7 protein-coding genes and 2 tRNA genes are annotated in these 12,530 nt (G+C 64.5%); all 9 read right to left on the bottom strand.

Translation table 11 applies throughout. The annotated features are described in order from the left end of the window. Positions 1-11 precede the first annotated feature (11 nt). A tRNA-Gly gene (locus ACSFA8_RS13130) sits at positions 12-87 on the bottom strand. A 53-nt stretch (positions 88-140) separates the two neighbouring features. Then, positions 141-2,585, bottom strand: a complete 2,445-nt coding sequence (gene lon, locus ACSFA8_RS13125) for an endopeptidase La (RefSeq protein WP_435479959.1) — start codon at positions 2,583-2,585, stop codon at positions 141-143. Between the two features lie 9 nt (positions 2,586-2,594). Then, positions 2,595-3,863, bottom strand: coding sequence for an ATP-dependent Clp protease ATP-binding subunit ClpX (clpX, locus tag ACSFA8_RS13120; RefSeq protein ID WP_286543289.1), 1,269 nt, complete (start codon positions 3,861-3,863; stop codon positions 2,595-2,597). Positions 3,864-3,966: 103 nt separating this feature from the next. Then, complete coding sequence (gene clpP / locus ACSFA8_RS13115; RefSeq protein ID WP_435479958.1) at positions 3,967-4,575, bottom strand: ATP-dependent Clp endopeptidase proteolytic subunit ClpP; 609 nt, start codon at positions 4,573-4,575, stop codon at positions 3,967-3,969. A 94-nt stretch (positions 4,576-4,669) separates the two neighbouring features. Next, positions 4,670-5,983, bottom strand: coding sequence for a trigger factor (tig, locus tag ACSFA8_RS13110; RefSeq protein WP_435479957.1), 1,314 nt, complete (start codon positions 5,981-5,983; stop codon positions 4,670-4,672). Between the two features lie 27 nt (positions 5,984-6,010). Next, positions 6,011-6,097, bottom strand: a tRNA-Leu gene (locus ACSFA8_RS13105). A gap of 75 nt (positions 6,098-6,172) precedes the next feature. Then, positions 6,173-9,322, bottom strand: coding sequence for an efflux RND transporter permease subunit (locus tag ACSFA8_RS13100; protein ID WP_435479956.1), 3,150 nt, complete (start codon positions 9,320-9,322; stop codon positions 6,173-6,175). Then, positions 9,319-10,491 (bottom strand): efflux RND transporter periplasmic adaptor subunit, encoded by a 1,173-nt coding sequence (locus ACSFA8_RS13095; RefSeq protein ID WP_435479955.1) that lies wholly within the window; start codon positions 10,489-10,491, stop codon positions 9,319-9,321. The genes ACSFA8_RS13100 and ACSFA8_RS13095 overlap by 4 nt, the downstream gene beginning before the upstream one ends. Before the next feature lie 106 nt (positions 10,492-10,597). After that, positions 10,598-12,517, bottom strand: coding sequence for a potassium transporter Kup (locus ACSFA8_RS13090; protein WP_435479954.1), 1,920 nt, complete (start codon positions 12,515-12,517; stop codon positions 10,598-10,600). Positions 12,518-12,530: the final 13 nt, after the last annotated feature.

The following is a 12,530-nucleotide window of genomic DNA, read 5'->3' as shown; positions in this document are numbered from 1 at the left end:
TTTTCGAAAATTGGAGCGGGAAAAGAGTCTCGAACTCTCGACCTCAACCTTGGCAAGGTTGCGCTCTACCAACTGAGCTATTCCCGCGTTTCGAGCCTCGAATTATATACCGTTTTTTCGGGCTCCTGCAAGCGCCTCGTTCAATGTTTGACCGAAGAATCCTCGGCCGGTTGCACGCTGCGTTGCTTGGCCAATTCTGCCACGGCCGCGGCAGACGCTGCCACCTCCTCATCGGACAACGGGGTCGGCATCTTCTCGAGCGCGATCTCCAGCACCTTGTCGATCCAGCGCACCGGAACGATCTCGAGGCCGTTCTTCACGTTCTCGGGAATGTCCTGCAAGTCCTTCGCGTTCTCTTCGGGAATCAGCACGGTCTTTATGCCGCCGCGCAGCGCGGCCAGCAGCTTTTCCTTCAGGCCACCGATGGCCGTGACTTCGCCGCGCAAGGTGATCTCGCCCGTCATCGCCACATCGCCGCGCACCGGGATGCCGGTGAGCGCCGACACGAAGGCCGTGGTCATGGCGGCGCCCGCGCTCGGGCCGTCCTTCGGGGTTGCGCCGTCGGGCACGTGGATGTGGATGTCGCGCTTCTCGAAGGTCTCGTCCTTGATGCCGAGCCGGCGGGCGCGGCTGCGCACCACCGTGCGCGCGGCCTCGACCGATTCCTTCATCACGTCGCCGAGCGAGCCCGTGCGGCTGATGACGCCCTTGCCCGGCATCGTGACGGCTTCGATCGTGAGCAGGTCGCCGCCCACCTCGGTCCATGCAAGGCCAACCACCTGGCCGACCTGGTTCTGCGCTTCGGCGCGGCCGAAGGTGTACTTGCGCACGCCGAGGAAGTCGTTGAGGTTCTCGCCGTTGACAGTGACCTTGGGCGTCATCTTCTTGAGCAGCAGGCCCTTCACCACCTTGCGGCAGATCTTCGACAGTTCGCGCTCGAGCGAACGCACGCCGGCTTCACGCGTGTAGTAGCGCACGATGTCGCGCACCGCTTCCTCGGTGACCAGCAGCTCTTCTTCCTTCACGCCGTTGTTCTTCAACTGCTTGGGCAGCAGGTACTTCAGCGCGATGTGCGTCTTCTCGTCTTCGGTGTAGCCCGCAAGGCGGATCACTTCCATCCGGTCCAGCAGCGCCGGCGGAATGTTCATCGAGTTCGAGGTCGCGACGAACATCACGTCGGAGAGGTCGAAGTCGACCTCGACGTAGTGGTCGCCGAAAGTGTGGTTCTGCTCGGGGTCGAGCACTTCGAGCAGCGCGCTCGACGGGTCGCCGCGGAAGTCGGTACCGAGCTTGTCGATCTCGTCCAGCAGGAACAGCGGATTGCGCGTGCCTATCTTGTTCAGGCTCTGCAGCACCTTGCCCGGCAGCGCGCCGATGTAGGTGCGGCGATGCCCGCGGATCTCGGCCTCGTCGCGCATGCCGCCCAGCGCCATGCGCGTGTACTTGCGACCAGTCGCCTTCGCGATCGACTGGCCGAGCGAGGTCTTGCCCACGCCCGGCGGCCCGACCAGGCACAAGATCGGCGCCTTGACCTTGTCGACGCGCTGCTGGACTGCGAGGTATTCCAGGATGCGATCCTTGACCTTGTCGAGCCCGTAGTGGTCTTCGTTGAGCACTTCCTCGGCGTTCGCGAGGTCGTGCTTGATCTTCGTCTTCTTGCTCCAGGGCAGGCCGACCAGCACGTCGATGTAATTGCGCACCACCGTGGCCTCGGCCGACATCGGCGACATCAGCTTGAGCTTCTTGAGCTCGGACTCCGCCTTCTTGAGCGCGTCCTTCGGCATCTTGGCGAGCTTGATCTTTTTCTCGATCTCCTCGATGTCGGCGCCCTCTTCGCCTTCGCCGAGCTCCTTCTGGATCGCCTTGACCTGCTCGTTCAGGTAGAAGTCGCGCTGGTTCTTTTCCATCTGGCGCTTCACACGGCCGCGGATCTTCTTGTCGACATTCAGGATATCGACTTCGCGTTCGAGCTGGCCGAACAGGTTTTCCAGGCGCAACTTGATGTCGTCGAGATCGAGCACTGCCTGCTTGTTGTCGAGCTTGAGCGGCAGGTGGGCGGCAATGGTGTCGGCCAGGCGGCCCGGATCGTCGATGCTCGAGATCGAGGTCAGGATCTCGGGTGGAATCTTCTTGTTGAGCTTGACGTACTGGTCGAACTGCTGCATCACGGCGCGGCGCAGCGCTTCGATTTCGGTGCCCTTTTGCGAGGATGCTTCGGGCGCTTCGATCGGCGTCACGTTGGCCGAGAAATGCGTCTCGCCGTCGTCGATGCGGTTCACACGGGCACGCTGCTGGCCTTCGACCAGCACCTTGACCGTGCCGTCGGGCAGCTTGAGCATCTGCAGGATGGTCGAGACGCAACCGACCTCGAACATGTCCTCAACCGAAGGCTCGTCCTTCGCGGCGGCCTTTTGCGCCACCAGCATGATGCGGCGCTCCGCCTCCATGGCCAGTTCCAGCGCCTTGATGCTCTTGGCGCGGCCCACGAAAAGCGGGATCACCATGTGGGGAAATACCACAACATCCCGCAGCGGCAGCAGCGGCAGATCGATGGCGTCAGGAGGAAGGGGAGTATGACCGGACATGAGGATCCTTTAGGCCTTTTTCGCTGCTTCGCGGTACACGAGCAACGGGGGCTTGTTTTCATCGATGGTCGATTCCTCGACCACCACCTTGTCGACATTGGTCGCGTTCGGCAATTCGAACATGGTGTCGATCAGCGACTGTTCAAGGATCGACCGCAAGCCTCGTGCGCCCGTCTTGCGCGCCAGCGCCTTGCGCGCAATTGCTTTCAGAGCGGCGGGACGGATCTCGAGATCCACGCCTTCCATCTGCAGCAGCTTGGTGAACTGCTTGACCACTGCGTTCTTCGGCTCGGTCAGGATCTGCACCAGCGCGTCTTCGCTGAGTTCGGCCAGCGAGGCCACCACCGGCATGCGGCCGACGAGTTCGGGGATCAGGCCGAACTTGATCAGGTCTTCCGGCTCCACTTCGCGGAACACCTCGGTGATGCTGCGCTGCTCCTTGCTGCGCACCATCGCGCCGAAGCCGATGCCGGAGGCTTCGGTACGGTTCTCGATCACCTTCTCGAGACCCGAAAACGCACCGCCACAGATGAACAGGATATTGGTCGTGTCGATCTGCAGGAAGTCCTGGTTCGGATGCTTGCGCCCGCCCTGCGGCGGCACGCTGGCCATGGTGCCTTCGATCAGCTTGAGCAAAGCCTGCTGCACGCCCTCGCCCGACACGTCGCGGGTGATCGAGGGGTTGTCGGACTTGCGCGAGATCTTGTCGATCTCGTCGATGTAGACGATGCCTCGCTGGGCCTTTTCGACTTCGTAGTTGCAACTCTGCAACAGCTTCTGGATGATGTTCTCGACGTCTTCGCCGACATAGCCCGCTTCCGTCAGCGTGGTGGCGTCGGCCATCACGAAGGGCACGTCGAGCATGCGCGCCAGCGTCTGGGCCAGCAGCGTCTTACCCGAACCGGTCGGGCCGATCAGCAGGATGTTGCTCTTGCTGAGTTCGACCTCGTCGCCCTTGGTGTTCTTTTCCTTGTGGCGCAGGCGCTTGTAGTGGTTGTAGACCGCCACGGACAACATGCGCTTGGCAGGCTCCTGGCCGATCACGTAGTTGTCGAGGTTGGTCTTGATCTCGAGCGGCGTCGGCAGGTCGTTGCGCGCGTCGCGTGCTTCTTCACCCGCCGGTAGTTCGTCGCGGATGATTTCGTTGCAGAGGTCGATGCATTCGTCGCAGATGAACACCGACGGACCGGCGATCAGCTTTTTGACCTCGTGCTGACTCTTCCCGCAGAACGAGCAGTAAAGCGTTTTTTCGCTGGAAGAGCCTTTTTTCTCGGCCATGCAGATGCCTCGTAACTGGGATTTAACAATGATAGCGAAACAAAAACGGCGTTCCCCGTGTGGGAAACGCCGTTTTCGGACCCGCGGCCGGCAAAAAAGCGACTTAAGCCCGCTTGTGGATCACCTGGTCGACCAGCCCATAGACCTGCGCTTCCTCGGCCGACAGGTAACGGTCGCGTTCCATGTCGAGCGCGATTTTCTCGACCGGCTGGCCGGTGCGCTCGGCGTAGATCTTGTTGAGCTGCTCGCGCGTCTTGATGATTTCCCGCGCGTGAATCTCGATGTCGGTCGCCTGGCCCGAGGTGCCGCCGGAGGGCTGGTGGATCATGATCTTCGAGTTGGGCAGCGCAAAACGCTTGCCCTTGGCACCGGCCATCAGCAGGAACGAGCCCATGCTGGCCGCCATGCCCATGCACAGCGTCGAGACTTCCGGCTTGACGAACTGCATGGTGTCGAAGATCGCCAGGCCGGCGCTGACGCTCCCGCCCGGGGAGTTGATGTAGAACGAAATGTCCTTGTCCGGATTTTCGCTCTCGAGAAACAGCAGCTGTGCCACCACGAGATTGGCGGTCTGGTCGTTCACCTCCCCAACCAGAAAGATCACCCGCTCCTTGAGCAGACGCGAATAAATGTCGTAAGACCGCTCGCCGCGGCCCGACTGCTCGATGACCATCGGGATCAGACCCAGGCCCTTGGTTTCCTGTGCGCTCATATGTGCTTTCCAGAGAGGTTTGTACTGTACCCAAGCAAAAATGGGGCTCGTGCTTCAAAGCACAAGCCCCAATTCCTGCGGAGCCGGCGGACGATCAACCCTGCTGCGCCATCAGCTCGTCGAACGACACCGATTTTTCGCTGACCTTGGCGCGGCCGAGCACGAAGTCCGTGACGTTGTTCTCGATCACCACGGCTTCGACTTCGGCCAGGCGGCGGTTGTCGCCGAAATACCAGCGCACCACGTCGGCCGGCTTTTCGTAGCTGGCAGCCAGCTCGTCGATGTGCGCCTTGATCTGCTCCGGCTTGGCCTGCAGGTCGTTGGCGCGCACCAGTTCGGCCACCACCAGGCCCAGGCGCACGCGGCGCTCGGCTTGCGGGCGGAACATTTCTTCGGGGATCGGCGCCTTGTCGGCGTCCTTGATGCCGCGCTGCTTCAGTTCGGCGCGCGCGCCTTCGACCATGCGGTCGATTTCCGATTGCACGCTGGAGTTCGGCAGGTCGAGTTCGGCGTTGGCGATCAGCGCGTCCATCACGGAGTTCTTGTTGCGCGCCAGCAGGCGGAACTTCACTTCGCGTTCGAGGTTGCGCTTGATGTCGGCGCGCAGGCCTTCCACGGTCGCTTCGGCGATGCCGAGGGACTTGGCGAGCTGCTCGTTGACTTCGGGCAGGTGCGAGGCTTCGATCTTTTTCACGGTGACCATGAAGTCGGCCTGCTTGCCGGCCACGTCCTTGCCGTGGTAGTCGGCAGGGAACGACAGCGGGAAGGTGCGGCTGTCGCCGCTCTTCAGGCCGCGCACGGCATCTTCGAATTCCTTCAGCATCTGGCCTTCGCCGACGATGAACTGGAAGTCTTCGGCCTTGCCGCCCTGGAAGGTTTCGCCGTCGATCTTGCCTTCGAAGTCGACCGTCACGCGGTCGTTGTCCTGCGCGGCGGCGTCCATCGCGCGCTGCGCGAAGGTACGGCGCTGCTTGCGCAGGATCTCGAGGGTCTTGTCGATCGCGTCGTCACCGACTTCTGACGTGATGCGGTCCACCTGGGCGCCCGACAGGTCGTTGATCTTGACTTCGGGGAACACCTCGAACACCGCGTCGAAAGCCAGTTCGCCTTCGGGCGATTCTTCCTTTTCGGTGATGCGGGGCTGGCCAGCCACGCGCAGCTTGGCTTCGTTGGCGGCCTGCGAGAAGGCCTCGCCGACCTTGTCGTTCATCACTTCGTAGTGCACGGAGTAGCCGTAGCGCTGGGCCACGACGTTCATCGGCACCTTGCCCGGACGGAAGCCGTCCATCTTGACGGTGCGGGCCAGCTTCTTGAGGCGCGAGTCGACTTCGGACTGGATGGTGCCGACCGGCAAGGTCAGCGTGATCTTGCGCTCGAGCTTTTCGAGGGTTTCAACGTTCACGGTCATTTTGTGTTCCTCAAGAGAGATTGGGGCTGGTGCGCGGGGCCGGACTCGAACCGGCACGTTCTTGCGAACGTCAGGACCTAAACCTGGTGCGTCTACCAATTTCGCCACCCGCGCGGTCCGGTGCATGCAACGAAAAACGGGCGGCCTCTGAATGCAGACCACCCGTTCGAAATCGGTCAACCGCGCATTTTAAACGCTAACCGGGGCCTGTTCCGGCTCCCGCCTGACACGGAATGCAGCGGCGTACATGGCGGGCAGTGCCAGCAGGGTCAGCACGGTGGCCACGATCAGCCCGCCCATGATCGCCACCGCCATCGGCCCCCAGAACACGCTGCGCGACAACGGGATCATCGCCAGCACTGCCGCCGCCGCGGTCAGCACGATTGGCCGCAGCCGCCGCACCGCCGACTCGACGATCGCGTCCCAGGCCGGCACCCCGGCTGCCCGGTCGCTCTCGATCTGGTCGATCAGGATCACCGAATTGCGCTGGATCATGCCCATGAGCGCAATCACACCGAGCAGCGCGACAAAGCCGAACGGCCGGTTCAGCAGCAGCAGCGCAGCCGCCACGCCGGCAATGCCGAGCGGCCCGGTGATGAACACCAGCAGCGACCGGCTGAAGCTGTGCAACTGCAGCATCAGCAGCGTGAACACCAGGAACAGCATGATCGGCACGCCCGCCACGATCGACGATGAGCCCTTGCTGCTCTGCTCGACCGCGCCCGCCACGTCGATGCGATAGCCGCCCTGCCCGGCCGCATGCCACCTGGCCTCGAGAGCGCGCAGTTGCGGCAGGAGTTCGGCCGTGACAGTGGCGCCCTGCAGGCCCTCGACGATGTCGCCCTGCACGGTGATCGCGTAGTCGCGGTTCTCGCGCCACATCACGCCCGGCTCCCAGGTAAACACCGGCTTGGCGATCTGCGTGAGCGGAATCGAGCGGCCCGAGGTGGTCGGCAGATAAGCGTTGCCGATGTCCGAGATCGCCTCGCGTTCGTCGGGCGACTGGCGCAGCACGATGTCGATCAGGCGGTCGTTCTCGCGGTACTGGCCGACGTTGGTGCCGCTGAACATGGTCTTGGCGGCCTGCGCGATGGCCTGGCTGGTGACGCCGAGCGCGCGCGCCTTGGCCTGATCCACTTCGAGGCGGATTACCTTGACCGACTCGTTCCAGTTGTCGTTGACGCCGCGCATGTTGGCGTTGTCGCGCATCACGGCCTTGACCTCGTCGGCATGCACGCGCAACTGCGCCGGGTCGGTGCCGATCACGCGGAACTGCACCGGATAGGCCACCGGCGGCCCGTTCGGCAGCAGCTTGACGCGGCCGCGCACCTCGGGAAATTCCTGCGCCATGATCGTCGGCAGCTTGAGGCGCAGCAGTTCGCGCTGCTTCAAGTCCTTGCTCAGCACGATCAGCTGCGACACGTTGCTCTGCGGAAACACCTGGTCCAGCGGCAGGTAGAAGCGCGGCACGCCCGAGCCGATCCAAGTGCTCACTGTCGCGACGCCGCTCTCCTGCAGGAAGCGCTGCTCGACCCGCTTTGCCACCTCCTCGTTGGCCTTGAACGAGGTGCCCTCGGGCAACCACAGGTCGACCAGGATCTCGGGGCGGCTCGAATCGGGGAAAAACTGCTGCTGCACCTTGCCCATGCCGACGATGCCCAGGGCGAAGATCAGCACGGTGGCAGCGATGGTCAGCCAGCGGTACTCCACGCACCAGTTCACCGCGCGCCGGAAGGTGTTGTAGAACGGCGAATCGAACAGCTCGTGCGGCGGTGCGTCCGGATCGTGCGGCTTCACCTTGAGCAGCAGGGTGCCGAGGTAGGGCACGAAGTAGACCGAGACGATCCAGCTCAGCACCAGTGCGATCACGGTCACCGCGAAGATCGCGAAGGTGTATTCGCCGGTCACCGATTTCGCGATGCCGATCGGCAGGAAGCCCGCCGCCGTGATCAGGGTGCCGGTCAGCATCGGCATGGCCGTGACGTCGTAGGCGAAGGTGGCCGCGCGCACCTTGTCGTAGCCCTCCTCCATCTTGCGCACCATCATCTCGACCGCGATGATGGCGTCGTCCACCAGCAGGCCGAGCGCGATGATCAGCGAGCCGAGCGAGATCTTGTGCAAGCCGATGCCGAAATAGTCCATCGCCAGGAAGGTCACGGCCAGCACCAGCGGAATCGTGATCGCCACCACCAGCCCGGGCCGGATGTCGATGTACCAGCCGAAGCGTCCGCCCTTGTGCAGGCCGAGCGCGATGAAGCTCACGGCCAGCACGATCGCCACTGCCTCGATCAGCACATGCACGAACTCGTTGACCGAAGTCGACACTGAAGCCGGCTGATCCTGCACCTGCGCGAGCTTCACGCCCACGGGCAGCTGCTTGTCGATCTGGGCCGTGGCGGCGCGCAGCGCCTTGCCGAGCGCGATGATGTCGCCGCCCTTGGCCATCGAGATACCGAGCGCCACGACCTCCTTGCCCTGGTGCCGCACCTTGACCGAGGGCGGGTCGATGTAGTCGCGGCGGATGTCGGCGATGTCGCCGAGCTTGAGCTGGTTGCCCGAGCTGCCGCGGATCGGCATCCCGCGCAGTTGTTCGATGTTGGTGAACTGGCCGCCCACGCGCACCTGCACCACGTCGAGCGGCGACTGGATCGTGCCTGCGCTCTCCACCGCGTTCTGCGAGCCGATCTGCGCCAGCACGGCATTGAAGTCGAGCCCCAGCTGCGCCACGCGCTTCTGTGACACCTCGATGTAGACCTTTTCGTCCTGCACGCCGAACTGGTCGACCTTGGCCACGTCTTTCACGCGCAGCAGCTGCTGGCGCACGTCATCGGCCAGGTTGTGCAGTTCGGCGTGGCTGAAGCCCTCGCTCTCGAGCGCGTAGATCACGCCGTAGACGTCGCCGAAGTCGTCGTTGAAGAACGGCCCCTGCACGCCGGCCGGCAGCGTGCTGCGCATGTCGCCGATCTTCTTGCGCACCGTGTACCAGACGTTCGGCACCTCGCTGGCCTTGGACGAATCCTTGATCTCGAAAATGATCTGCGATTCGCCCGGCTTGGAATAGCTGCGGATCTTGTCGGCGTACGGCGCCTCCTGCAGCGAGCGTTCGAGCTTGTCGGTGACCTGCTCGGCCACTTGCTGTGCCGTCGCGCCCGGCCAGTAGGTGCGCACCACCATGATGCGGAAGGTAAACGGCGGGTCTTCGTCCTGGCCGAGCTGGAAGTAGGCGGCAAAGCCCAGCAACATCAACACGAACATGAGGTAGCGTGTGAGCGGCCCGTGGTCGAGCGCCCATTTGGACAGGTTGAAACCGGTGCTGCCGGCGTCCGGCGGCGTGCTCATCGGGCCGCACCCGAAGCGGCCGGCGCGACAGTCTTGACAGCGCCCGGCGCCGGGGCAACGGGCGTTCCGCCCACTTTCGATTCGTAGACCGTGACCTTCTGGTTCGGCGAAAGCACGTGCACGCCGGCCACCACCACCAGCATGCCGGGCACGAGGCCGCCAGCCACCACCGCCTCGTTGCCGTCGGCAGTGGCCAGTTGCACCGGCTGCGAGCGCACCGTCATCGTCGCCTTGTCGAGCACCCAGACCGCACTGCCCTGCCCTTCCTGGCGCAGCGAGCTGGTCGGCAGCTTGATCACGGCCGTTCCGCTGCGCCCCAGCGCCTTGGGCCTGGCATAGACGGTGGCGCCGAGCGCGGGCGCATCGGCCGCATCGATCGCGACCTTGACACTGTAGGTGCGCGTCACCGGGTCGGCACTGGCGGCGACCTCGCGCACCGTGCCTTCCTGCTCGCTGTCGTTGGCCCAGCCCCGCACCGTGACGGGTGAGCCCACCTTGACGAGACCGGCGCGGTCTTCCGGGACCGCGAACACCACGTCGCGCGGACCGTCCTGCGCAATGCGCACCACCGTCGTGCCGGCTGTCACCACCTGGCCGGGCTCGGCTTCGACCGCCGTGACCACGCCCGATACGTCGGCCACCAGCGTGGTGTAGCTGGCCTGGTTGCCCTGCGACGACAGCTGCGCCTGCGCCTGCTCGAACTGGGCCTGCGCGGCCTTGTAGGTGGTTTCGCGGCGTTCGAGTTCGGCGCCGCTGATGAAGTTCTGTTCCTTCAGCTCGCGGTAGCGCTTGAGGTCGGCAGAAGCCAGGTCACGGTTGGTCAGCGCGGCGGCCGACTGGGCCCGGGCCGCCTCGGCGGCAAGGCGGTAGTCTTGCGGATCGAGCTGCGCCAGCACCTGGCCCGCCTTGACGTGCTGACCCAGGTCGACCTGGCGCTGGGTGATCTTGCCCGCTACGCGAAAGCCCAGGCGCGATTCGACCCGGGCCTTGACCTCGGCCGAGAACTCCGGCTCGCTGGCGAAAGCGCTGGCACCGATGGTGATGACCTTGACCGCGCGCACCGGCTCTTCGGGCGGCGGCGCCTTGGTGCAGGCGGCCAGCGCCGCGATCAGGAACAATGCGGCACCGGAACGCAGCGGCGTGGCAAGGAGGGAAGGAAACGCGGTCATGGGACACCTTGATTGAGCTGACAGGGGTCATTAATGACCAGCCGGTTAGTAATCTAGGGTAAACGCGAAAGGCTGTCAATAACTGCGGCGTCCAGACCGCCCCAATTCAGGTTCGCTGGCCCATTTCGACCAGGCGGTTGCCCGGGAGCTGGAAGTAATCCGATGCCCGGCCCGCATTGCGCTGCAGCCAGCCGAACAACGCGCGCCGCACCGGATTCATGCCCGGCAGATGCGCGTCGATCACCGAGGCGCGCGAGGTGAAGTACGAGGTGCTCATCGACTCGCAGGCCACGCCCTTCTGGTAGGCAAAGATGCGGATGAACTCCGGCACGTCGGGCCGCTCCATGAAGCCGTGGCGCGCCACCACCGACCAGACGCCGTGGCCCAGGTTTTCGGCCGTGATGCGGTGCGCCGCGTCGACGCGCGGCGTGGCGCTGGGCTGCACGACCAGCGTGATCACCTGCTCGTGCAGCACCTGGTTGTGCTTGAGGTTATGCAAGAGCGCATGCGGCACCGAGTCGGCGTCGCCGTTCAGGAACACGGCCGTACCGCGCACGCGGTGCGGCATGCTGGCGGCCAGCGATTCGATGAAAGGCCGCAGCGGCAACTTCTTGGCCTCGGCCGCCTGCAGCCCGAGGCGGCGGCCCTTGGCCCACGTGGTGAAGATCACCATCATGAACACCGCCACGGCCAGCGTGAGCCAGCCGCCTTCGGCCACTTTGAGGCTATTGGCGACCACGAAGGTCAGGTCGATCACCGCGAACACAAGCACGCCGGCCACCACCGCAACCCGGTTCCAGCGCCAGAGCTTGTAAGCCACCACACCGGCAAGCAGCGTGGTCGTCACCATCGTGATCGACACTGCGATGCCGTAGGCCGCCGACAGCGCGCTCGAGCTGCGAAACCCGACCACCAGCAACAGCACGCCGACCATCAGGATCCAGTTGATCGCCGGCACGTAGATTTGGCCGATCGCCGAGCCCGAGGTCTGAACCACGCGCATGCGAGGCAGGTAGCCCATGCGCATGGCCTGTGCCGTGAGAGAGAAGGCGCCGGAGATCACGGCTTGCGAGGCGATCACGGTCGCCATCGCCGCCAGCACCACCATCGGCACCACGGCCCAGGCGGGGAACATGCGAAAGAACGGGTTGTCGATCGCTGCCGGGTTGCCCAGCACCAGCGCGCCCTGACCGAAATAGTTGAGCACCAGGCCCGGCATCGCGATGAACGTCCAGGCCAACCGGATCGGCCGGGCGCCGAAGTGCCCCATATCGGCATAGAGCGCCTCGCCGCCGGTAAACGCCAGGAAGACCGCGCCCAGCACCGCCAGCGACTGCGCGCGGTGCGTCACCAGAAAGCCGATCGCGCGGCTCGGATCGAGCGCCGCCAGCACCTGCGGCTGCTTGAGGATCTGCAATACACCCGCCACGCCCAGCACCACGAACCACAGCAGCATGACCGGCCCGAACACTTTTCCGACCGCATCGGTGCCGAGGCGCTGCACCGCGAACAGCGCGATGAGAATCAGCAGCGTGATCGGAATCACGAACGGCTTGAGCGCATGCGCTTCGACCTCCAGCCCTTCGACCGCCGACAGTACCGAGATCGCCGGTGTGATGAGGCTGTCGCCATAAAACATCGCGGCGCCCACGAGCCCGAGCAGGCTCAGAAACTTCCACATCCAGGGCCGCGTGCCGGCCCCCTCGGCCGCGCGACGCGCCAGCGCCTGCAGCGCCAGGATGCCGCCCTCCCCGTCGTGGTCGGCGCGCAGCACGAACACCACGTACTTGAGCGCAACCACCACCATCAGCCCCCAGAAGATCAACGACAGCAGCCCCAGCACCGCGTCGGGGCTGAAGGCCACGCCATGGTCGGGGTTCAGCGTTTCCTTGAAGGCATAGAGCGGCGAGGTTCCGATGTCGCCGAACACCACGCCGAGCGCGGCCATCATCAGGCCGGCACCGCCAGCGGCGTGCGGCGCAGCGCCGGTCGGCGAAGAGGAGGTGGTGGTGGTGGTGGTGTTCATGGCGTGCGGCGGG

It is taken from the genome of Variovorax nitratireducens, from assembly GCF_051216545.1.
GTDB lineage: Bacteria > Pseudomonadota > Gammaproteobacteria > Burkholderiales > Burkholderiaceae_C > Variovorax.
Note: the sequence above shows the minus strand (reverse complement) of the source record. Positions and strands in the feature narration are given on the sequence as shown.